Source organism: Ruegeria sp. CDSA241 (assembly GCF_059611265.1).
This window is the reverse complement of record NZ_JBXWPF010000022.1, coordinates 12,623-36,292: the sequence shown is the minus strand read 5'-3', so window position 1 is coordinate 36,292 and position 23,670 is coordinate 12,623. Positions and strand designations below refer to the sequence as shown.

18 protein-coding genes and 1 tRNA gene are annotated in these 23,670 nt (G+C 57.3%); 4 read left to right on the top strand and 15 right to left on the bottom strand.

The genetic code is table 11. The features are described from left to right. Positions 1-55 precede the first annotated feature (55 nt). From fzlA to AC2FJV_RS17625, 6 genes are all read right to left on the bottom strand, one after another. Positions 56-721, bottom strand: a complete 666-nt coding sequence (gene fzlA / locus AC2FJV_RS17650) for an FtsZ-binding protein FzlA (RefSeq protein WP_142640277.1) — start codon at positions 719-721, stop codon at positions 56-58. Positions 722-779: 58 nt separating this feature from the next. Further along, a complete protein-coding gene (gene mtgA, locus AC2FJV_RS17645; RefSeq protein ID WP_142640279.1) occupies positions 780-1,514 on the bottom strand; it encodes a monofunctional biosynthetic peptidoglycan transglycosylase in 735 nt (244 codons plus the stop codon). A 39-nt stretch (positions 1,515-1,553) separates the two neighbouring features. Further along, entirely contained in the window at positions 1,554-2,468 is a 915-nt protein-coding gene (locus AC2FJV_RS17640; RefSeq protein WP_496714190.1) for a Hint domain-containing protein, read from the bottom strand. Between the two features lie 184 nt (positions 2,469-2,652). Next, positions 2,653-7,185, bottom strand: a complete 4,533-nt coding sequence (gltB, locus tag AC2FJV_RS17635; protein WP_142640283.1) for a glutamate synthase large subunit — start codon at positions 7,183-7,185, stop codon at positions 2,653-2,655. After that, on the bottom strand, positions 7,182-7,616 hold the full coding sequence (locus AC2FJV_RS17630; RefSeq protein WP_281995942.1) for a GFA family protein: 435 nt from the start codon (positions 7,614-7,616) through the stop codon (positions 7,182-7,184). Before AC2FJV_RS17630 ends, gltB begins: the two co-directional genes overlap by 4 nt. A gap of 23 nt (positions 7,617-7,639) precedes the next feature. Then, positions 7,640-9,073 (bottom strand): NAD(P)-dependent oxidoreductase, encoded by a 1,434-nt coding sequence (locus tag AC2FJV_RS17625; protein WP_271951679.1) that lies wholly within the window; start codon positions 9,071-9,073, stop codon positions 7,640-7,642. A 230-nt stretch (positions 9,074-9,303) separates the two neighbouring features. Here AC2FJV_RS17625 and AC2FJV_RS17620 point away from each other — a divergent pair, with 230 nt between their 5' ends. Beyond that, positions 9,304-10,107: an undecaprenyl-diphosphate phosphatase gene (locus tag AC2FJV_RS17620; protein WP_142640289.1), complete on the top strand. Its 804-nt coding sequence runs from the start codon at positions 9,304-9,306 to the stop codon at positions 10,105-10,107. Here AC2FJV_RS17620 and AC2FJV_RS17615 read toward each other — a convergent pair whose 3' ends face one another. Continuing rightward, positions 10,108-11,091: a complex I NDUFA9 subunit family protein gene (locus AC2FJV_RS17615; protein ID WP_496714189.1), complete on the bottom strand. Its 984-nt coding sequence runs from the start codon at positions 11,089-11,091 to the stop codon at positions 10,108-10,110. Positions 11,092-11,289: 198 nt separating this feature from the next. Between AC2FJV_RS17615 and AC2FJV_RS17610 the strand changes: the two genes are divergently transcribed. Further along, positions 11,290-11,376: transfer RNA gene (locus tag AC2FJV_RS17610), tRNA-Leu, on the top strand. 240 nt (positions 11,377-11,616) lie between these two features. Here AC2FJV_RS17610 and AC2FJV_RS17605 read toward each other — a convergent pair. From AC2FJV_RS17605 to AC2FJV_RS17575, 7 genes are read right to left on the bottom strand one after another with little or no spacing between them, the layout of a single operon-like run. Beyond that, the gene (locus AC2FJV_RS17605) at positions 11,617-13,002 is read right to left on the bottom strand and encodes a M20 family metallopeptidase (protein WP_496714188.1); all 1,386 of its coding nucleotides are present in this window, start codon (positions 13,000-13,002) and stop codon (positions 11,617-11,619) included. 12 nt (positions 13,003-13,014) lie between these two features. Continuing rightward, entirely contained in the window at positions 13,015-14,421 is a 1,407-nt protein-coding gene (locus AC2FJV_RS17600; RefSeq protein ID WP_496714187.1) for an amidohydrolase, read from the bottom strand. A 20-nt stretch (positions 14,422-14,441) separates the two neighbouring features. Further along, on the bottom strand, positions 14,442-15,446 hold the full coding sequence (locus AC2FJV_RS17595; RefSeq protein WP_142640317.1) for an ABC transporter ATP-binding protein: 1,005 nt from the start codon (positions 15,444-15,446) through the stop codon (positions 14,442-14,444). Beyond that, positions 15,443-16,420, bottom strand: coding sequence for an ABC transporter ATP-binding protein (locus AC2FJV_RS17590; RefSeq protein ID WP_142640318.1), 978 nt, complete (start codon positions 16,418-16,420; stop codon positions 15,443-15,445). The genes AC2FJV_RS17595 and AC2FJV_RS17590 overlap by 4 nt, the downstream gene beginning before the upstream one ends. After that, a complete protein-coding gene (locus AC2FJV_RS17585; protein WP_142640319.1) occupies positions 16,417-17,340 on the bottom strand; it encodes an ABC transporter permease in 924 nt (307 codons plus the stop codon). The genes AC2FJV_RS17590 and AC2FJV_RS17585 overlap by 4 nt, the downstream gene beginning before the upstream one ends. Continuing rightward, a complete protein-coding gene (locus AC2FJV_RS17580; RefSeq protein WP_142640320.1) occupies positions 17,337-18,314 on the bottom strand; it encodes an ABC transporter permease in 978 nt (325 codons plus the stop codon). The genes AC2FJV_RS17585 and AC2FJV_RS17580 overlap by 4 nt, the downstream gene beginning before the upstream one ends. Positions 18,315-18,374: 60 nt before the next feature. Then, entirely contained in the window at positions 18,375-19,955 is a 1,581-nt protein-coding gene (locus AC2FJV_RS17575; protein WP_496714186.1) for an ABC transporter substrate-binding protein, read from the bottom strand. Positions 19,956-20,136: 181 nt separating this feature from the next. Here AC2FJV_RS17575 and AC2FJV_RS17570 point away from each other — a divergent pair, with 181 nt between their 5' ends. Beyond that, entirely contained in the window at positions 20,137-21,048 is a 912-nt protein-coding gene (locus tag AC2FJV_RS17570) for a LysR family transcriptional regulator (protein ID WP_271951756.1), read from the top strand. On the opposite strand, the gene AC2FJV_RS17565 is transcribed toward AC2FJV_RS17570, so the two are convergent. Further along, positions 21,045-22,586: a M81 family metallopeptidase gene (locus AC2FJV_RS17565; protein WP_496714185.1), complete on the bottom strand. Its 1,542-nt coding sequence runs from the start codon at positions 22,584-22,586 to the stop codon at positions 21,045-21,047. The genes AC2FJV_RS17570 and AC2FJV_RS17565 overlap by 4 nt on opposite strands. A gap of 151 nt (positions 22,587-22,737) precedes the next feature. Here AC2FJV_RS17565 and AC2FJV_RS17560 point away from each other — a divergent pair, with 151 nt between their 5' ends. Continuing rightward, complete coding sequence (locus AC2FJV_RS17560) at positions 22,738-23,238, top strand: RES family NAD+ phosphorylase (protein WP_185956750.1); 501 nt, start codon at positions 22,738-22,740, stop codon at positions 23,236-23,238. Positions 23,239-23,670 lie beyond the last annotated feature (432 nt).

Below are 23,670 nucleotides of genomic sequence, written 5' to 3'. Positions count from 1 at the left end.
GAATCGCGCCCCAAGGCGCGATGGGGGGGCAGACAGCCCCCCTTGTGCGACCCTATCAGAAATCCAGATCTGCGTAATGGGTGGGCGGCCTGAACCCAGGAACCTGATCCGCCAGGATCGACCGGAAAGCAGGTCGGGATTTGATCTTGGCGTACCAGTCTTTAACCGCCTGAGACCGATTCCAATCCACGTCTGAGATATAATCCAGCGTCGATAGATGCGCCGCAGCCGCAAAATCGGCCAATGTCATCTGATCCCCGGCCAGCCAACGGCGGTGATCCAGCAACCAGGCCATGTAATCCAGATGATACTTGATGGCCTTGGCACCTTGCTTGACATTTTTGCTGTCGGGATAGCCCTGACCGGTAACTTTCTTGTTCACGCGCTCATAAACCAGTTTGGATGTCACCTCGTGATGGAACTTGTCATCAAACCAGGCCACCAGCCGACGCACTTCGTATCGAGCCTCCGGCGTTTGGGGCATCAGCGCAGGATCGGGCCGGGTTTCTTCGATATATTCGCAAATCGCGTTGCTTTCGGACATGATCTTTCCGTCCAGACGAAGAACCGGGACTTTTCCGGCCGGGTTGCGCCGCAGGAAATCCGGGTCTTTCTCCCAGTATTTCTCCTCGACCAGCTCAACCTCAATCTTCTTTTCCGCCAGTGACAGGCGCACCTTGCGGCAGAAGGGGGACAAGGGAACATGAAACAAACGCGCCATGGGCTTCCAATCGAACCAGTGAATACACTCAAGCTTTAGCCTTGCAGGGCCTTGGGTTTCAATCCTCGAAACAATCCGCGCGACCATCTGCGCGAATGGTGGCCGCCCCATCGAGGATCGAGGCAGCCCGTCTGCGTGTGCGGACCGACGGATCCCGAACGGACCTGTTTTTGGGAGAAGGCAGGATTGCGGCAATACGTGCGGCCTGGACTGGCGACAGCTGGGCCGCGGTCACATTGAAGTTGCGCTGGGCTGCGGCCTCAACGCCAAACACACCTTCGCCAGTCTCGGCCACGTTCAAATAGACCTCGAGAATGCGCTGCTTGCTCCAGAAAATCTCGACCACGGGGGTGAGAGATGTCTCAAGCGCCTTACGCACCCAACTGCGTCCCTGCCACAGGAACACATTCTTCACCACTTGCTGCGTGATGGTTGAGGCGCCACGTGTACCGCCTTCCTCCAAAGCATCGCGAATGGCATCGACATCAAACCCCCAGTGCAGGCAGAAATTGGCATCCTCTGCCGCCACCACGGATCGCGCCATGACGGGCGAGATCTGTTCAATCGGCACCCAATCGCGCTGAACCTTGCCCAGCCGCCGCCATTCAGACCAGATCGTATGGGTTACCGGGGGATTCACCACAGAAAAAAGCACCACAAGCGCCACAACAAACGCAACCAGACCCAATACCGCGCGGGTCACCCAGCGGCGAATCCGCGATTGTGTCTGGTTCTTTGCCTTCGACGCCTTGCTTTTCTTACTGCTCGATTTGCGCGCTGCTTTCTTTGCCATATTGTTGCTATACGACGCGGCGGCGATGTTTGGAACGGATTAAATCGCCAAAGCGCGCGCCTCGCGCGGGCGTATCACGGGACGGGCGGTTTCTGGCAGGACCGCGTCGCGGGTCTGCAATTCGGGAAACAGGGCCAGAACTTCAGCCTTTGTTTCGGCGTCAGACTGAGAGAGCGCGTGCCCCGGGTAATAACTTTCGCTTTTGGCCCCATTTGCAATGACGATCTCATGGCGCGAAAAGAGAAGATGAATATAGTCGATCTGACCACCCTCAACACGCGTAACAGAATCCCCGTTGACCAGGCAATGCGCTGCGATCAGCACTTCGGTATGGCCGAACAAATACGGCGCCCGCCAGTCCGAGACCAGCATCCGGTGCTGTGGCGATACGATCAAAGGCTGTTCCAGCCCCAGCACGCCAGCCTCAAACCGAATGGGCGCCAGCTTGCCTTCGGCCTCAACCGTGGTCCGCCCCATCCAAAGCAGCGGCTGCGCACCGTTGTCCGATGTGATGACCATATCGCCGGGCTTCAGATCTTCGATAAGACGAGGGCCATCAGCCGTTTCGATCAGCGTTCCGGGGGTGAAACAGGGCGGGCCAAGATTGCCAACATCTAGCGGCCCCTGCGTGTTGACAAAGGTTGATGAGACAAACGTGCCCGGTTGCAGAACCTGCCCGTCTGTTGGTGTAAAGACACGGGTTCCGTCAGCAAGATAGAAGGTCGTGCCGGTATAGGTGACATTGCCAACGCCTGTCACGTTAATCGTAACAACATCACCCGGCCACGACGAAGTAACATCCTGGCCGTTTACCGTATCCCCGCTGGGCGCGTCGATCTCGCCATCGTCATCCACATCGGTGAGGTTGAATTTATCAACAACTACCGATGTACCGCCCGGTGGCGGATTCGCGGGGTCAAACGAATAAAACTGATCAAGATAGGTGGTTGGCATCTAACAGACTCCTATGCGTTCGCACGACTGCAAAGCAGCCTAACCGCAACTTCCGAACAAAAAGTGACGAAATCTAGGCTTATTGGGCCCGTTTCGACAAGCAAACGACCACCTAGGACCAATAAAAGAAAACCCCACGTGGTTTAAAAGACACGCGGGGTTGCCATTTTCATTAGTCCTCAGATTACTCTGCAGGAACCGCTGTTGCCTCGACCGCCAACGGATGGCTAAGCTTGTTCAGCATCTCTTTCGGGCAGACCTGGATAAAGTTCGCCTTCTCGACCTCCCAGTGCTGCAGGATATCCGCAGCCTTGCGGCTAATGGTTTCGGCCTGATGGGTTTCGATCAGCGATTTCAGCTGATCTTCCCAATGGCCAATGGTCACGGGGCATGTCACCAGCGTTTCCATATTCATCAGCGCCTGCGCCTTGCCGTCGGGGTCGTACAGGTAAGCCATGCCGCCTGTCATGCCCGCTCCGAAATTGGCGCCGATACTGCCCAGGATCACGGCGACCCCGCCGGTCATGTATTCGCACCCGTTCGAGCCGCAGCCTTCGATCACCACCTTGGCGCCTGAATTGCGCACAGCGAACCGTTCCCCGGCGCGGCCTGCTGCAAACAGATACCCGTCCGTGGCCCCATACAGAACCGTGTTGCCAATGATGGTGTTGTCATCCGCCTTCAGCGGGCTGACCTGCGGTGGACGCACAACAATCATACCACCAGACAAGCCCTTTCCGACATAGTCATTGGCATCACCCGAAACTTCAAGCTTGAGTCCCGGCGCTGCAAACGCTCCCAGCGACTGACCGGCAGAGCCCTGCAGCTTCACGTGCAGGTGATCCGACTGGAACGTGTTCCGCATCCCGAAATTTTGCACGATATGGCTGGAAACCCGCGTCCCAACGGTTCGGTGCGTGTTTTGCACTGCGTAAGACAGCTGCATTTTCTCGCCGTCTTTCAGGAACCGGGCGGCATCGCGCACGATTTCCGCATCCAGCGTATCGGGCACCGCGTTCCGGTCTCTGTCGCGATTATAGACGATGTTATGGGCACCATCGACGGTGATCAGCAGCGGGTTGAGGTCCAGATCATCCAGATGCGCCGACCCTCGGCTGACCTGCGCTAGCAGATCTGCCCGACCGATGATCTCGTCAATCGAGCGCGCACCCAGGCTGGCCAGCAGCTCGCGCACTTCTTGCGCGTAGAAGGTGATCAGGTTGACGACCTTATCGGCATTACCGGTGAATTTGGCGCGCAGGCTTTCGTCCTGAGTACACACGCCAACTGGGCAAGTGTTGGACTGGCACTGACGCACCATGATACAGCCCATCGCGATAAGGGCGGCAGTGCCTATACCGTATTCCTCGGCCCCCATCATCGCGGCCATGACGATGTCACGACCGGTACGCAAGCCGCCATCAGTTCGCAGGGTCACGCGATCCCGCAGGTTGTTCATCGCTAGAACCTGATGCGCCTCGGTCAGGCCCATCTCCCACGGCAGACCGGCATATTTGATGCTGGTCGCCGGCGATGCGCCGGTGCCGCCATTGTGACCTGAAATAAGGATAATGTCCGCTTTTGCCTTGGCTACACCTGCAGCAATCGTGCCAACACCCGAGGACGCCACCAGCTTGACCGTCACCTTACAGCGCGGGTTGATCTGTTTCAGATCATAGATCAACTGCGCCAGATCCTCGATCGAATAGATATCGTGGTGCGGCGGCGGTGAGATCAGTGTTACACCCTTGGTCGAATGGCGCAGGCGCGCAATCAGGTCGGTGACCTTCATGCCCGGCAACTGCCCGCCCTCACCGGGTTTGGCACCCTGGGCAACCTTGATTTCCAGCTCTTCGCACTGGTTCAGGTATTCGGCGGTTACACCGAACCGGCCTGAAGCCACCTGTTTGATCTTGGCCGAGGGGTTGTCACCATTGGGTTCCGGCACGAAATGCGCCGGATCTTCGCCGCCCTCGCCGCTGTCGGATTTCGCCCCGATCCGGTTCATCGCAACGTTCAGCGTCTTGTGCGCCTCGGGCGACAGCGCCCCCAGCGACATGCCCGGCGTCACGAACCGTTTGCGGATCGAGGTGATAGATTCCACCTCTTCAATCGGGATCGGCTTGCTCAGCGGTTTGAAATCCATCAGGTCGCGCAGATGGATCGGCGGGTTCGATTGCATCTTGGCCGAATACTGCTTCCACAGCTCATACGACGCTTTGTTGCAGGCCATCTGCAGCATATGCATCGAGGTCGCTTCCCACGCATGGGTTTCGCCCGACTTCCGCGCCTTATAGAAACCACCGATCGGCAGAACATCCAGACCGCTTTCCCAGCCCTTGGCATGGATCTCTTCGGCCTTGGATTGAATACCCGTAACACCGATGCCGGAAATCCGGCTGGTCATACCGGGAAAAAACTCGGCGACCATGGCACGGCTGAGGCCCACGGCCTCAAAGTTCAATCCGCCACGATAGGATGAGATCACCGAAATCCCCATCTTGGCCATGATTTTCAGCAAGCCCTGGTCAATCGCCTCGCGGTACCGCGCGACATTTTCGGTCAGGCTGCCATCCAGCAACCCGCGATCAATACGATCGGCCAGAGAATCTTCGGCCAGATAGGCGTTGACCACAGTGGCCCCGCACCCGATCAGAACGGCGAAGTAATGCGGATCAACGCATTCCGCCGACCGCACGTTCAGCGAGCAGAAGGTGCGCAGACCCTTGCGGGTCAGATGCGAATGCACCGCGCTTGTTGCCAGGATCATTGGCATCGCCACGCGACCCTGACCTGAATTCATATCGGACAACACCAAATGCCCCGCGCCCGAGCGCACGGCCTCTTCGGCTTCGGCTCTAATACGGGCCAAAGCTGCGCCCAGCGCCCCTTGTCCGGCTTCAAAGCTACAGTCTATTTCTGCCAATGGGGCATTGAAGTTTTCTGCCAGTGCTTCCCATTGGGCATTGCCCACAAACGGGCTTTCCAGCACGATAATTTCGGTCTGGCTGCTGTCTTCATCCAGCACGTTTTTCAGGTTTCCGAACCGGGTTTTCAGCGACATCACACGATATTCGCGCAACGAGTCGATGGGAGGATTGGTCACCTGGCTGAAGTTCTGGCGGAAGAAATGGCTGAGCGGACGGTACTGTTTCGACAGAACAGCCGATGGCGTGTCATCGCCCATTGAAGCCAGTGCCTCTTTGCCATCTTCGGCCATTGGCGCCAGAATCTGCTCCAGTTCCTCGATCGAATATCCGGCCGCGATCTGACGCTTGCGCAGCTCCTCGCCCGCATAGATCGGCGCTTCGGTGATGCCAGCCAGAGACTCGTCCAGATCGTTGATCTTGCCGACCCAATCGCCGAATGGCAGTGCGCGGGCCAGCTTGTTCTTGATCTGCGTATCGCGATACAGCTTACCCTTTTTCATATCCACGGCCAGCATTTGGCCCGGGCCCAACGCACCTTTTTCGGTCACGCTGGCCTCATCAATCGGGACCATCCCGGCCTCGGAGCCTGCAATTACAAGACCATCTCCAGTGACCACATAACGCATCGGACGCAATCCATTCCGGTCAAGACCGGCACAGACCCAGCGGCCATCGGTCATGGCCAACGCGGCAGGGCCATCCCAGGGTTCCATCACCGAGTTGCAGTAAGAATACATGTCGCGCCAGGCCTGCGGCAATTCCACCGCCTGCTTGGACCAGCTTTCGGGCACCAGCATGGTTTTCGCCATCGGGGCCGAGCGGCCTGCGCGTACAAGAACTTCGAATACAGAGTCTAATGCGGCAGAATCCGACGATCCACCAGCGATGATCGGTTTGATATCCTCGGCGTAATCGCCAAAGGTGCCGCTGGCCATGCGGATTTCATGGCTTTTCATCCAGTTGACGTTGCCCCTGAGGGTGTTGATCTCACCGTTATGGGCCAGCATGCGGAAGGGCTGGGCGAGCCACCATTGCGGGAAAGTGTTGGTCGAATAGCGCTGGTGATAGATGGCAAAGGCGGATTCGAACCGTTCATCCATCAGATCGGGGTAGAAAACCGCAACCTGCTCGGCCAGCATCATGCCCTTGTAGATGATTGACCGGCAGGACAGTGACGCCAGATACAGCCCGGAAATCCCGGCCGCTGCGGCAGCCTTTTCAATGCGACGACGGATGACATAAAGCTCACGCTCGAATGTCTCTTCGTCCACGCCTTTGGAATTCGAGATCAGGATCTGCTCAATCTCGGGCCGGGTCGCGTTGGCCTTTTCGCCGAGGCAGGTGACATCAACCGGAACGTGGCGCCAGCCATAGATATAATAACCCATGCGCAGCACTTCGGATTCCACGATGGTCCGGCACTGTTCCTGCGCGCCGAAATCGGTGCGGGGCAGAAAGACCTGACCAACCGCGATCAGCTGATCCAATTTGGGCTCGTGCCCAGTGCGACGGATCTGGTCATAGAAGAAAGGAACCGGGATTTGCACATGGATACCCGCGCCGTCGCCGGTCTTGCCATCCGCATCTACCGCGCCGCGGTGCCAGATCGCCTTGAGCGCGGCGATGCCAGCATCCACAACCTTGCGTGACGGCTTGCCATCGACTGAGACCACAAGACCCACACCGCAGGACGAATGCTCTTCTTCCTCGGAATAGAGACCGTTTTCGGCCATGAACTGACGTTTGGCTTCTTCGGCCCGCACCCAATCGGCATCATATTTGGTCATTGGCTGTCTCCTTCTTCCGGCAGGCCGTACATGGCTTCGACCTCAGCTTTGGTCATCTGCCGACGCTCGCCTGCGAACGCGTACCCGTCAGGCTTTTTGTCGATATAAAGTTCCAGTTGCAGCGGATTGTCCGTGTCGTCGAACAGGCCTGCTGCCATTTGGGTATGCCCGTGCATTTCACCCGGCAGCGTGATCCGGTACCAAAGGGCCGATCCGCAATCGGCGCAAAATGCACGTTCCGCCCAATCCGAGGACGTAAAGGTCTTAACCGGCCCAAGGGCCGCATACCCCTCTTGCGCGGGAAACGTTATCAGCATCGAGCTGGTCCAGCGGCGACACTGGTCGCAATGGCACGCGCCCAACGAATCTTTCGCCGGGGTGGCAGTCACTGTGACCGCGCCGCACATACATTGGCCTTGCAATTCGGGCATCTCTGTCCCTCCTGTCGCGGGGCTTATTCGGCTGCAACCGCAGCCGTGTTGTTGAAACGGTCAAGGATCGCGTCGGCGCAGTCGCGCCCATCGCGGATCGCCCAGACCACCAGCGAGGCACCGCGCACGATGTCACCGATGGCATAAACCCCGTCCATCTCGGTCTCGCCGGTCTCGAACGCTGCTTTTACAGTGCCCCAGCGAGTCACGGGCAGGTCAGGCTGGCCAAACAGGGTGGGCAGGTCTTCGGGCTCGAACCCCAGCGCCTTGATCACCAGATCAGCGTCTTCGACATAGTCCGCGCCTTCGATCAACTCGGGGGCCTGACGGCCGGTGGCATCGGGCTGACCCAGACGCATCTTCTGGACCATAACGCCGGAAACCTGATCATCGCCGGTAAAGCCCTTTGGTGCGCTTAGCCATTCGAATACGACGCCTTCTTCCTCGGCATTCTGCGTTTCGCGCTGCGATCCGGGCATGTTCGCGCGGTCGCGTCGATACAGGCATTTGACCGAGGTCGCACCCTGACGGATCGAAGTCCGCACGCAATCCATCGCGGTATCACCGCCACCGATCACGACAACTTTTTTGCCTTCGGCATTCAAACGGCCATTGTCGAAATCTTCGACCTCATCGCCAAAGCTTTTGCGGTTCGAGGCTGTCAGGAAGTCGATGGCCTTTTCAATACCCGTCAAACCGCTGCCAGGCATGGACAGGTCGCGCGACTTGTAAACGCCGGTTGCGATGATAATCGCATCATGTTTGGAACGGATTTCCGCGAATTTGGCGGCGTCCACGTCGCAATTCAGAACGAACTCAACCCCGCCATCAGCCAACAGGTCATTGCGGCGCTGAACAACGTCTTTTTCCAGCTTAAAGCCCGGAATTCCATACATCAGCAGTCCGCCTGCCCGGTCATGGCGATCATACACGGAGACCTGAATACCCGCACGGCGCAGCATGTCCGCCGCTGCCAGCCCACCAGGGCCGCCGCCGATGATGCCGACGCTTTCGCGGCGCTCAGCACCCGGCACGACCGGCTTGACCCACCCCTTTTCCCAGGCTGTGTCGGTGATATATTTCTCGATCGAGCCAATGGTAACAGTGCCGTGCCCAGATTGTTCGATCACGCAATTCCCTTCGCACAGGCGGTCCTGTGGGCAGATGCGCCCACAAATCTCGGGGAAGGTGTTGGTGGCCTGACTGGTGTGATAGGCCTCTTCCAGACGGCCCGTTGCGGTCAAGTTCAGCCAGTCGGGGATGTTGTTGTGCAGCGGGCAATGCGACTGACAATAAGGCACACCGCATTGGCTGCAGCGGCTGGCCTGTTCTTCAGCTTTGGCAGCAGCGAATTCGGCATAGATTTCGTCAAAGTCTTCCGTACGGGCATCTGCGGCCCGTTTTTCCGGCATTACTCGGTCGATCTGCACAAATTTCAGCATCGGTTGCTTGGCCACGGGTCAGACTCCATGAATTGGCTTGGTCGCGCCTCTTTAAAAGATGCGTAGGGGGATTAAAAGTCAAGTGTGCTGACCTTTTTTCAAAAACTTTGCTGGATTCCACCGATGACCAGTGAGAAATACAAGATATTAGTTCCGATTCGGACCTATTTGCATCCTTTTCTTTTCCTTACCGCGCTTATACGCAGGGATCACAAAGAACACGTGGCGGCAGCACGGGCAGGTAAATGAGTCTTTTTCAGTTGATTCTTGCAGCAGTCATTCAGGGAATTACCGAATTTCTGCCGATCTCATCTTCGGGTCATCTGATACTTTTACCCAGCCTGACCGGTATGGACGATCAGGGGTTGGCCATCGATGTCGCTGTGCATGTGGGCACTCTGGGCGCCGTAATTCTGTATTTCTGGTCTGATGTGAAAATGGCGATTTCCGGACTGCCGCAGGCTCTTTTGGGGCGCACCGATACACCACAAGCCCGATTGGCCCTGGGGCTGATTCTGGCCACGATCCCAACCGTCATTGTCGGAGCGATCCTGTTCAAAACCGGGCTCAGCCAGTCTCTGCGCTCAATGACGGTCATCGGCTGGACGATGCTGGGGTTCGGCATATTGCTCTACTGGATGGACCAGAAAGGGCCGCAAAGCAAAGAAACCTCTGACTGGGGCCTGCGCGATGCGATGATCATGGGCCTGTGGCAAGTTCTGGCGCTGATCCCCGGAACATCCCGGTCCGGGATCACGATCACCGGGGCGCGCCAGCTTGGATACAGCCGCGAAGACGGTGCACGCATCGCGATGTTGATGTCCATACCCACGATTCTGGCATCCGGAGCGCTGCTGTCCACAGAGGTCATCCGCCAGGCAAATGCCCAACTGGCGTTCGACAGTGCTGTTGCGGCGTTCTTTGCGTTTCTGTCCGCGCTGCTTGCCTTGTCGCTAATGATGCGCCTGTTGCGCAGCGTCAGCTTTACGCCATACGTGATCTACCGCGTAGTAGTGGGCGCAATCCTTCTGGTCATCGCCTACAGCTGATCAGGTCCGCATATTGCTGGCCGAGTTCTGTATGTCATCATACTGACCCGAGGGGCGGAACTTCCACAGATAATCCGGCAGGACCGAATCCAGCGTCGCCGGCTCGATCCCCAGATCGGCAAAGCCAAGCGCGCTATCTGAGACAACATTGTCGTGACGCAGATTCTTGAGCTGATCACGCGTCAGGATATTGTTCGGAAACAACTGAAAGCTCGCAAATTTCATTATGTCCAGCATTCCCGCCATGATCCGGGCCACCCAAAAGGGAATCCCAAGGATAATCCGGTGGCGGTTGATCACATCCAGCATTTGCTGCATCAACGCACGAAAGGTTTTCACTTCGGGTCCGCCCAATTCGTAGACACCCCCGCTGGCCTGCCCCAGCACGCCCTGCACCGCAGCCTTGGCGACATCATCCACATAGACCGGCTGAAATTGCGTCTGGGCCCCGACCAGCGGCAGAAATGGCCCCACCCGGGTCATCGCAGCGAAACGGTTGAAGAACTGATCCTCGGTTCCGAAAATCACCGAAGGGCGCAGGATCATTGCACCCGGCATATGCGCCAGAACACCGGCCTCTCCCCGCGCTTTGGTACGAGAATATTCGCTCCCCGCCTCGGCATCAGCACCAATGGCCGAGATATGGACCATACGGGTTACACCTTCAGCGGCTGCTAGACGCGCAACGCGTTCAGCCCCTTCGGTTTGAACGGTATCGAATTCATTCCGGCCAATCTCGTTCAACACACCAACACAGTTCACCACCGCATCAGCCCCCCGCATCGCCAAAGCAACCGAAGCGTCATCGCGGATGTTACACAGGACAGGTTCGACTTGCCCCACCGCACCGTAGGGTCTAACAAACATCGCTTCGTTCGGACGGCGCACCGCAACCCGAACGCGCCAGCCTTCATTCGCCAGACGTCGCGCAATATACCGGCCGACAAATCCGGATCCGCCATAAATCGTGACCAGTTTGGACATTTGAGGGCTCCTGCTATTGGGTCCTGATCCGATCTACCGCCCAATGCCCTTTCAAACAAGGCGCAATAACGCCGCGCAGCCACGAAAAAGCAACGCGGCACAGACGGTTGAAAGCAGTGGTTAAAAAACTTTCAAAAAACTTTCCGAATCCGGTTGACGCCTTCCGCCAGTAGGCTTAAACGCCCCTCCACGACACCTGCCCAGGTGGCGGAATTGGTAGACGCGCTAGCTTCAGGTGCTAGTGTCCGTATGGACGTGGAGGTTCGAGTCCTCTCCTGGGCACCAAATTTCCATAATATTATTATATTTTTCAATCACTTAAGGCGGGTATCTGTATTTCTATCCACCTTATAGCCCACCTTTGAGCGTATGGTGTTATTCCAGCTTTCCGACTTGAAGGGCGGGAAGAAGACGTTCGCTCCATATGCGATAACAACTCCCGCAATCCGTGAAAGCGGTCATTTACTGTCGGGAGTGCGATACCCGCCCGATCCAGGTATGGATGAAATCCTTTGTGGCGCGCGGTCAGAGTGGCCTGGCAAGGTCACCAATATCCCAGAAAAGCCCGGCCATTGCCCGCAATGCATCACGCGACACCGACTTCAACACGTGTTCGTTGGGCGCGTGCTGCGAACAGCCACGATAGGAATGAGGCACCCAAACCGTTGGGAGGCCGAGCACATCGGAAAAGACCTCATTGGGTAGGGAACCGGCGAGATTTGGCAGAATATGTGGCTGCTTTCCGGAGGTATCTTCCAGCGAACGCGCGACAAACGACACCCAAGGATGATCCGGCGATGTCCGCGTCGCATCAAAGAATCCACGGTCATGAGGTTTGATATTAACGATCTCAAATCCTCTTGCATCAAGGTGGCGACGAAGGGCCGGCAGGATACCGGATTGATCGGTGCCAACAACGAAGCGGAGCTGGCAGGCGGCCTTGGCATATCCCGAGATCGCGTTAACCGGCGCTTCGGGGACACCGCTTTTCATCGCGAGGATCGCAAAACTGTTCCAGCCGAAGACCCGTTCGGCCGGTGTCAGACTTTCCTCGCCCCAGTCTTCGTCAATCTTCGGACCGCCATCTTCGCCTACCGGCAAGTTGCGCAGGGCATGCCGGATCTCTTCGGTTAGGCTGGTCGGTCGCCACTCTGGTATTTGGATTTGGCCCCTCACATCGGTGATCGTCGAGAGGGCTTGTGCAAGGATCATCGCGGGGTCGGCAAGTAAACCGCCCCAGTTGCCGGAATGATGCGCACCGTCTCGAAGGTCAACAATGAGGTCGAACGAATAGCCGCCCCGTGAACCCATGAACATCGTCGGAGTGTCTGACTGAAGGCGTGGTCCGTCCGATGCGATCAGGACATCCGCGGCAAGGTTTTCTTTGTGCGTGGCGCAAAAATTCGACAGCCCCGGCGACCCCATCTCCTCACCCATTTCAACAAGGATCCGAATGTTGAAGCCGAGTGATCCACGAGCGTCGATGACGGAGCTCAACGCAGCTAAGTTGATGAGGTGCTGTCCCTTGTTGTCAGCGGTACCGCGTCCGAAGAGGCGATTACCATCATCGACGAGACGAAACGGGTGAAGCCCGTTTCGCCACTGATCAGTTTGCGCGCGGGTCACGTCGCCATGCCCATAGGACAGGATCGTTGGGCTCGAGTCGTCCTCGATGCGTTCAGCGACAAGGATCGGACCTGCATCCGGCACAGGGTTCGGGTGGATTGCACAGGAGAACCCAAGACCGCGCAGGCGCGGAACGAGGGCTTCTTCAAGAAAGAGCGGAAGTTCCGCGGCTTTCTCTGGTGTCTGGCTCTCTGTCTCATGGGCAACCAGTTCGCTAAGATCGGTTGCAAATCGACCGCTATCAAAATACTCGGCGGCGTTGTCTATGGCAGCAGCGCGGGTCATGATCACCTTCCCTCAGACAGGTGGGCGTACGTCGTCAGGAATCGGACATGTATACGGCGTTTCTCCCAGATGGTCCTGATGCGTCGCGCGCGCAGCGTCAATGCGTGACGGGTCCTCAACCAATCGACAGGCCGTCGCGGCCATTGCCTTTGCGGCATAGATCATGCCTTTGTGCGCTGCGGGCGCCTTGCCTTGTGCAACTGTTTGCCAGGTATGAAATGGCGTTCCAATGGCGCAGGTCGCGACCCGCGCCTGAACTGTCGGAACAGCCCAACTCACATCCCCGACATCTGTTGAGCCTTCGCCGCCATCGCTGTGGCGATCAAGAGGAGCTATGAAGTCGCAGAGTGCGAGATCCTTTTTCGGCTTGGCTCCGATCCGCTTGAAGGTCGTGTTGATGTCAGCCGTGGTCAATGTAGTCTGAATCTCGCGGGCAAAGCTGAGGTCTGACTCGTCAAAGGCGACGGGTCCGAGTTTCTTTAGCTCATGCTGCATGGTTTCTTCCAAAGGACGGTTTCCAAGCAGGTTTGAAACGCCGGAAAAGACCTGACTTGTGACCTGCGTTCCGGTCATCAACGCCGCACCGTCTGCAATCTTTCTGACACGCGTAACCAGATCGGCGAGGTCGGGTAGCGAACTGGCGCGGACGAGCTGGCGCACCGTGGCCTTGGCTTGCACCACGTTCGGCGCAACGCCACCTGCATCGAGATAGGCGTAGTGCACCCGGGCGCTGTCGGGCATGTGCTCGCGCAGATAATTCACACCGATGTTCATCAGTTCAACCGCATCAAGCGCGGACCGGCCCAATTCAGGCGCGCCAGCAGCATGGGCGGCTTTTCCATGAAAAGTGAAGTCGATCCGGGTGTTCGCGAGCGATTTGGCCTCATTCACGCCTGTGAAGGTTGCTGGATGCCAGGAGATGGCCGCGTCGACATCATCGAACAGTCCTTCGCGCACCATGTACGTCTTGGCCGCGCCCCCTTCTTCGGCGGGGCAGCCATAGTACCGCACACGGCCCTTGATGCCGTTTTCGGCCAACCAGTCTTTCACCGCCGTGGCAGCCAAGAGTGCGGCGGCGCCGAGCAGATTGTGACCACACCCATGCCCGTTGCCGCCCTCTTCAATCGGCTGATGTTCAGCCACACCTGGCGCTTGGCTCAGATATGGCAGCGCATCGAACTCGCCGAGGATGGCGATCACCGGACCCTCGTCTCCTGCCTCGCCAATCACGGCCGTAGGAATGCCAGCTGCATTCTCTGTTATCTTGAAACCTTGAGCGCGTAACATCTGCACATGTTCAGCGACGGACTTGTACTCGGCGTAAAGCGTCTCGGGCGTGTCAAAGACGCGGTCAGACAATGCGATAAAATCATAACGATGGCGGTCAACGTGGTCCCAGATCGGATCGGCGTTTTTCAAGGGGCTCTCCAGCTTCTCGTTCAAACGGTTTCGGCGTGTTCCAGCAGGCAGGCTGTTTCGCGCCCGCCGCGCCCGGCTTTCAGTTCAGGAACGGTGGTGCGGCACTCAGCGGTCGCCACCGGGCAACGCGGGTGAAAGGTACATCCAGATGGTGGATCGAGCGGCGACGGAATTTCCCCGTCAATCGGGGCAAACTCACGCCGGCGCTGATCAAGGCGCGGAGCCTCTGCAAGCAGAGCTTTCGTGTAGGGATGGCGTGGGTCAGAGAAGATTTCCTCTGTCGATGCGCTCTCGACAATGCGGCCCAGATACATGATCGCCACGCGGTCGGCGATGTGTTCGACGACGCTCAGGTCATGGCTGATAAACAAATACGTCAGGCCCAGCTCCTCGCGCAGGTCCATGAACAGGTTGATAACCTGCGCTTGGATCGATACGTCCAGCGCAGCGATGGCCTCGTCGCAAACAAGGAACTTCGGCTTCACGGCGAGCGCACGCGCGATCACGATCCGCTGCCTTTGCCCACCGGAAAACTGATGTGCGTAGCGCCGCTTGAGCGACGGGTCGAGGCCGACCTTACGCATAACGTCGTCCACGTAATCCGCACTCTCTGCCTTGCTGACGCTCCCATGCATACGCGGTGCTTCACCGATGATATCTTCGACGCGCATACGCGGGTTGAGGCTGGCAAAAGGGTCCTGAAAGATCATCTGAATAGCGAGGGTTGCCGCGCGTTTATCGGAGCCGCTCAACGTCGCGACATCTTTGCCTTCATAGAACATCTGCCCATCACTAGCGGCGTGAATGCCGGCCACAACACGTCCCAGCGTGGACTTGCCGCAGCCAGACTCGCCGACCAATCCCAGAACTTCGCCCTTTTGGATCGACAGGTTTACATTATCGACTGCATGGACAGTTTCTTCACGGATGTTTGCGCCAAGTCGCTGCGCGATTTTCCCCGCTACGTCCAAACGCTTGGTGAAGCGCTTCGAAACGCCTCGGATTTCAACGAGCGGCTCTGTCATAGCGTAGTCTCCTCCGTACGCTGCGGGTTGAAACAGCGAAGGCGGCGGCCATCCACGTCCTTAATCTGGGGTTGTTCGGAACAAGCTGCCGTCCGAGCCTGACAGCGAGGACCAAAGGCGCACCCTTCAGGAAGGGCGAACATATTCGGCGTCATCCCTTCGATCTGGAACAAGCGCTGCCCACGCCGGTTAGCGGTCGGAACAGATCCAAGAAGCCCAACCGTATAGGGATGCAGCGGACGGTCTATCACATCGTCGATGCCGCCCTGCTCAACGATCCGTCCGGCATACATAACTGATATCCGATCCGCGAGCCCCGCCACAACGGCCAGGTCATGCGTGATCCAGATCATCGCGGTTCCCGTGCGTTTCGTCAGCTTCTGGGCCTCGTGGATGATCTGCGCCTGAATTGTCACGTCGAGCGCGGTCGTCGGCTCGTCGGCAATGATCAGGTCCGGCTGGTTCAGGAAGGCTGTCGCAATCGCCACGCGCTGCCGCATCCCACCGGAAAGCTGATGCGGATAGGCCTGCAATCGCTCTTCCGGCGATGGGATGCCGACCAATCCAAGCGCATCGCGGCTTCTTTCCCAGGCGGTTTGGCGGTTGACGTTTTCATGGGCGAGAATGGCCTCGATCATCTGCGTATCGACGCGCAAGACCGGGTTGAGCGTCATCATCGGATCCTGAAAGATCATCGAGATTCGGTTGCCACGCAAGGATTTGAGTCGCTCTTCCGGTGCGTTCGCGATCTCGTCACCATTAAAACGGATTGACCCATCGACGATGCGCCCGGGAGGATCGATCAGCCCTAGGATGGAGAACCCGGTGATCGACTTGCCCGACCCGGACTCACCTACTAGCCCCATGACCTCGCCCTTGGAGACGGTGAAATCCACACCATTAACGGCCTTGACCACACCCGCATGCGTGAAGAAGTGGGTCTTCAGCCCGCTGACTTCGAGTACTGCCGTCATCTCTTCAACCTCGGATTCAGAACATCGCGCAAATGGTCGCCAACAAGGTTGATGGACACGACCGTCATTAACAGCGCGACGCCGGGAAAAACGGAAATCCAGTAGCGTCCTGAAAGCATGTATTCGAATCCATTTGCGATCAGCACCCCAATCGACGGCTCAGTCTGTGGAAGGCCTACGCCAAGGAACGAAAGCGTCGCTTCCAAAGAGATCGCACTGGCGGTTTGTACCGTGCCAACGACGATCAGAGGCGCCATGCAATTCGGGAGAAGATGCCGAAAGACGATCCGCGAACGCGAAATGCCGAGGCATTGTGCGGCTTCAACATATTCCTTGCCACGCTCGACAAGCGCGGTCGCGCGGACCGTGCGGGCGTAGTATGCCCATTGCGCAATTACGAGGGCAAGGATGATCTTGTCGACACCCTTACCAAGTGCCGCAACCATCATCAGTGCTACCAGCGATGCCGGGAACGACAGTTGAAGGTCCACGATGCGCATGATGAACGCTTCGGTCCGGCCACCGGCGTAGGCCGCGACCAGACCAATCACCATACCGATCAGAAGGGCAATCACTCCAGATGCAAGCCCAACGGTCAGAGAAATACGCAAGCCATAGAGAATTGCCGAGTAGAGATCGCGTCCAGACCCGTCCGAGCCGAGCCACATCGTGTATCCGTCGAATGCTTCGGAACCTGGAGGCAAGCGCCCATCCATGACGCTGACCTGACCAAGATCGTAGGGGTTCTGCGGCGTGATCCAGGGCGCCAGGATGGCCAGCAGAACGATGACCAGGAATATGCCGAGCGCCGCTGTCGCGATCCTGCTTTCGAAGAACTCGGCTCGAAAACGCTGGAACGGCGTCTCGACTTTCGGGGATTTGGTGGGGGTCAGTGAATGATCTGTGACGGTGTCGGTCATGCGCCCTGATCCTGCAAACGAACCCTCGGATCGAGGATCGAGTAGAGTATGTCGACGATCAGATTGATCAGCACGAAAAACAGTACGATGATCATCAGATAGGCGACGACGACGGGCCGATCCAATTGCAGTATTGCGTCGATCAGCAGTTTGCCCATTCCGGGCCATGCAAAGATCGATTCAGTCACCACCGAGAACCCGATCAAACTGCCGAATTCGAGGCCCATGACGGTCACAACCGGGATCATGATGTTCTTCATCACATGCACCAGAATGATGCGTCGGGTCGAAAGACCCTTGGCCCGGGCGTATTTCACATAATCCTGCCCCATCGCTTCACGGACACCCGCTCGGGTAAGGCGGATTGCCAGTGAAATCTTAAGAAGTGCCAGGTTGAGAGCAGGCAGGAAGATGTGGCTCAACCCATCGAGCGTAAAAAGGCTGCTGTGAATTCCAAGAAACGAGCCGATATCGCCACGCCCTGTCGCCGGGACCCATCTAAGTTCGACTGCAAACAGCATGATGAGCATTAGTCCGACCCAGAAGGTCGGCAGCGAGAAACCGAGAATCGAGCCAGCCATGATTCCCTTGGAAAGCGGGCTATCGGGATAGAGCCCGGCATAAAGACCCAATGGAATACCGATCACGATAGCAAGAAAGAGTGCACTGAAGGCCAGTTCCATCGTGGCAGGCATATGGTGCAGGATCAGTTTGAGCGCGGGCTCACCGAAGACGAAGCTATCGCCGAGGTCACCTTGTGCTGCACCTTTGAGGAACAACCAGTACTGTTCCCAAATAGGCCGATCCAATCCAAGCCGTCGAATGGCAGCTTCGATGTCAGCCTGATCCGCGTCGGGGCTTACCAGCATGTAGACCGGGTCACCAACGATGTTGACGCCAAAAAAGACAATCACCGACATCAGAAAGACAACAAGCATTGCTTGCAGCAATCGGCGAATGACAAAAACGGTCATGAGGACATTCCCTGGGCAAAGGCTTCGGGCCGCTGCGAAGGCGGCCCGGATGCATTGCGGTTACTCTTTCACGACGCCTGTCGCGAGAGTGTATTCGTCGGTCCGAGGGATGTAGCTCAGACCTTTTTTGGCCGCCCAGGTGTTGACCTGGAAGTGAGTCGGAATGATTGCCACATTCTCGATCGCGCGCTCTGTCGCCGCGGCGAGCAGTTCCTGTCGCTTGGCGTCATCGACTGTTCGCAAGGCTTCTTCGATCAGCGCGTCGGTTTCAGCATCCGAGTGTCGGCCACGGTTTGATGATCCAAAGCCCGCATCCTTGTCATGGGTATGGATCAGCGATTTGAGAGGCGAGGACGCTTCGCCGGACCCCGCGCCCCATCCGACGAGGATAAAGCTGAATTCCGGCAGACCCTCAGGGCTGCCTTTGGAAGCGCGTCCAAAGTATACCGAACGCGGCATGGTTTCGACGGCCGTCTTGACGCCAGCACGGGTCAACATTTGCGCAATTGCCTCGGCGATTTTGGCGTCGTTGATGTAGCGGTCATTCGGCCCATGGATTGTCATTTCAAATCCATCGGGATAACCGGCTTCAGCCAGAAGCGCTTTAGCACCGTCCGGGTCATACGCCACGACGTCCAAATTGTCGGACACGCCAAAGAACCCCTCGGGAAGAAGCTGGCCGGCGGGTAACGCAACCCCCTCCATGACACGCTCAACGATTGCATCGCGGTTGATCGCCATGCTGATCGCCTTCCGGACGCGGACGTCCATGAGCGGGTTCTTGATATCGCCGCCACCATTGGCCTTCACAAAGGGTGAATCCTCGCGGAATTGGTCCATGTGAAGATAGATCACTCGGTTGGACACGCCCTGGCTCAGCTGGATATCATCGTTGCCCTGAAGTGTAGTGATATCGGTCGTCGGGACGCCCGATATCATGTCGACGTCACCGGCAAGAAGCGATGCAACACGGCTCGGACCGGAGGTGATCGGGCGGAATTCCACCTCGGACCAGATCGGCGCATCACCCCAGTAGCCGTCGTTCCGTACCAGCACGATGCTTTCACCCGGCGTGTAGCTTTGGAACTTGAATGGCCCTGTGCCGATGGCGGCCGTACCCGCGTTGAAGTCTTCCGTCGTTGCCTCGCAGCCCACTTCTGAGATCACAGGGATCGTGGAAATGTCATTGCCCATCAACGGATAAGGTGCGGCCGTTTTGAAGTGCACCGTGTAGTCATCGATCTTGACGACTTCCTTACCCTTGAGATAGGTGCCGTATCCCGATGGAGAGTTCGGTACGTCCGGCGCGCGCGCCATGGTGCAGACTACATCATCTGCCGTAAAGTCGCTTCCGTCGTGAAACTTTACGCCTTCACGCAGCTTGAACTCCCAAGTCAATTCATCAATCGGCTCCCATGACTTTGCAAGACCCGGTGATAGGCGCTGATTTTCATCCTGCGCGATCAGCCGGTCAAAGATGTGCACGGACATTGCGTTGTTCGGACCCAAGTTGTGAAAATGCGGATCGAGCGACGTCGGCTCCGAAGCGAGGCCGATCGTCAGTTTTTCGGCCGAAACAGCACCGACGCCGAAAGCCAAAATGCCGACAGCGACAGCTGTCGCAGATGCGAGTTTCCTCATCAAAAAGACTCCCTGTTTGTTTGGCGCTTGTGAATAGGCGAATCCTCGGCCGATCCCGCGCCCTATTAAAAAAGGCTAGCTACCGCAAAAATCATTGCCAATACTCAATGCAATGCAATTCTGCATAGATCAATCCAAGAGTTTGGATGTTCAATCGCTCATACCGTGGGAGGAATGCAGCATGACGGAACACCGACACAGACTGCGCGAGTTCGAGTCGCTAAGAGCCGTGATCACAACTGGGACGACAATCGGTGCCGCACGGCGTCTCGGGATTTCTCAGTCTGCCGTAAGCCGGTCCTTGTCGCAACTCGAGGCCCGAGTTGGACGGTCGCTGTTTCTCCGCCGGTCGGGACGCATTGACCCAACCGACGAAGCGTTGCGCCTCAACGAAAAACTGGACCCAATCTTCGAGACGCTTGCCGATATCGAGGGCGCAGAATGGGCTACTCCGGATAACGAGCCGTTGCGTCTGATCGTGCCGCCGACACTGGCGCATCACTTTGTCATCTCTAGGGTCGCCAGTTTTCTCAAGAAGAATGAAGGAAAGCAGCTTCAATTGGATATTCAGGCGACAGACGTGCTGGTCGCCGGCATTCTCGACCTCCGCTACGATCTTGGTTTGACGAGTGCGATGATCCAACGAACTGGTGTTCACCTCATGCCGTGGCGCCGCAGTCAGGTGGTCTGCGCCATGCCGAGCAACCATCCGCTGTCGGAAAAACGAGTGGTGACGCCGCAGGATCTGGAAGGTGTCGCGCTGATAGAGTTTCTGAGAAGGCTGGGGACGCGAGCGATCACCGAAAAGATCTTTGCGCGCGCCGGAATTCGTCCAAAACAAGTCGCCGAAACGGCAACGAACATGGCCGCTCTGGAGCTTGTCCGCGAGGGTTTGGGTGTGACGCTGATCAATCCCTTCCCGTTGTTGTCGTCGGGGATGGAAGGTGTCGTCGTCAGGCCATTTGACGCCGCTATTTTTTATGACACCAGCTTTGTTCTTCCATCAGGCAGGCCACCATCTCAGCTTGCCCGCCAGTTCATGCAGTTTGTCAAATTGACGACGCCGCATGACAAGTATTCAGAGCCCGTTTAGCGCAGCAACTGAGCCGACCACGAGGCGTCGATGTCCATCGGAAAGTTCGGTCGTGGCAAATTCGCAAACGGCCAGCGGTCGTGAACTGGCGACGTAAGCCCGCCCGTGTCGACCTCAAAAACCTGGTTTGGCCCAAACCAGTTGGAAAACCCGGCCCGAAAGTGGCCTCGGGATTTCACAACAACGGTCCGGGCCGACGCAATATCCAGTCCGAACATGTGAAAGAACACGGGATCGGCGGTCTGCGTGCGATCGGTTATCACTACCACGGTGATGCCACCAATACGAAGCGCAGCGGATGGCCCCAGGGCCAATCTCCGACCGGCCGTCATTCCCAGTTCACCGACCACATCTCCATTGTGAAGACCCAAGACCTCCGCATCCGCCTCGAAAGGCACATCCCACTGCGCCCAGAAAACACTGGAATCGGAAGAACGGTTGAATTGTGCCCTGAATTTACCGCCGACACCGATGCGATGGGCTTCGTTCACAAGTTCCGGATCACAAAAGGAACCGAACAGGCATTCTTCGGCTTTTGCCGCATGAAGAGCGGCTAACAGTTCTGTCGTCCTGCCACTGCCGCCGCCACCAGGATTGTCACCGGCATCGGAGAAAATCACAGGCGCGCGCGCTTGGTCGGCGGAAATCGAGATCGCTTCCGTCACGGATGTCAGTTTTCGAACGAAATCCTTCCTCAACGACCAAGCTATGTCTGCCAGTTCTTCCGCCAGTGCACTGGCCGCCTTCTGGTCCTCACGCGCAGTAACAACGATGCTCAGACCATTGTCGGGCGTGTCGGAGAAAAGGAAATTGCCGAAGATCGATACGTTTAGAATCTCACCTCGGCCTTCGGCTTGTCGTCGCTGACCGTGGTCGATCAGCGTGCCATACGGGTGCTCGGCACTTAGAAGGGTTACGGATGCCGGAACAAGAGGCAGTTTGACATGCGCGGTTTGGGGCCGGACGCCCGACGCCAAAACCCGGCGCAGCGAAAAGGCGGCTTCCTCGCCACGTTCTATCTGATCGACGTGAGGATTGGTCCGATAGCCGACGATCAGGTCACAGGCATCGACCATCTGCTGTGAGATATTTGCATGCAGATCGAGTGTCGCAACGACAGGTACGTCCGGTCCGACAACTCTCCGAATGTGTGACATCAACAAACCGTCGGGGTCGTGGTCATGCTCGGCAACCATCGCGCCGTGATTGCAGATGTAGACTGCGTCAACAGGGCCAGCTGAGCGAAGCATGTCTTCCGAAGTCACTATGATCTCTTCGATCACGGTTTTTCGTACTGGACCTGCCGGGTGGCTGGCTGCCAAGATACAGGGTACCGGCGTCCAGTCGCCCGTAGCATCCATCGCCCTGACAAAGGCTGCAAATTCTATTGCCAGCTTTGGTGTCGCGAATCTGGCCTCAGACATCAAAGCATCGCCTGATAGCCATGTCAGAGACTTAAAGTCTGACAAATCAGCCGGGGGTGCAAAACGATTTGACTCGAGAATTGCGCCAAGGAGGGCGATCTTTGGAACCTTCATGCGAGAGGCCTTTGGGAATGCAACACAGTGCGAGGAAACATGAGTAAGTGATTTCAATCAAGGTATCATGCGTCTTCTCTTTACTAGGAAAATGTCCGTCGCATTGCGTCTCACCCATTGCGCGACGCGCAAGCGATCTGTGCCACCTATTATGCTGACAGAAGTTTCCGGGGAATTCGTAAAGATTGTTTGGGCCGATGACCCAGACGTTCACCTCATGCGCGGCGCACCAGATCGCCCACCCGCTCGGTTTAATCGCCGCGGGCAAGACGCTTTGTATCTGAGCCCTGATGTTGAAAGCGCAAGGGTCGCCATCGGACAGGACGTTAGAAAGGATGATCGCCCGCGGGTTGTGCTGACTTTCGAGGTGGAACGATGTGCGTTGTTCGATCTGCGCAGCCCCGAAGCCGCAGATATCTATGCACTCGCCAGTCAACCCTGGCGCAAACTCGTAGCTGCCGGTGGGGATCCGTCCTCATGGCTCGCGGCTGATCGGATCAGAGCAGACGGGCATATTGGATTGATTGACCCCTCACGAAGGCGCCCGGGCCTTTGGCACATCACACTTTTTCGATGGAACGAGGCGAGCGCACCTAGCGTGTTTCGGTGTAGTGAAGTGAAACCGGTTATCGTCCCGCCGGACTATCGGTGACGTTTAAAGTACGACCCAACTATCATTTCGCAATTATGGCCATCGCAAGAAACCACCGTTCGCTAATGTGCCGTATCGATGGGACCACCTAGAAAGTGGTTCATGGGGAGATAGAAAGAGAACGCTTTTCTTTGGCAAACCGCGACTTTCGCCGCTGCCACAATCCGGTCTTTCATACCGAAACCTTCATAGGCAACTTCGTGGGACAACACGGATACTTGCAGCCCCAGTTAATTCGCGTCTGCAGCGAATGCCAGCAATGCGGGCTGCGAATGCAGCACTTCAGCATTTGTCTGAGTGACCGCTTTGGGCCGCTCACACCTGAGCGAGGTCAGGCAGTCGAAAAGATGCCACGATAGCTCCGGCGTTAGCATCGAGCCCAAAGCGGCTAATTGGTCAACAAATCCCTGCCGTCGCAGCGGAACACGGAAT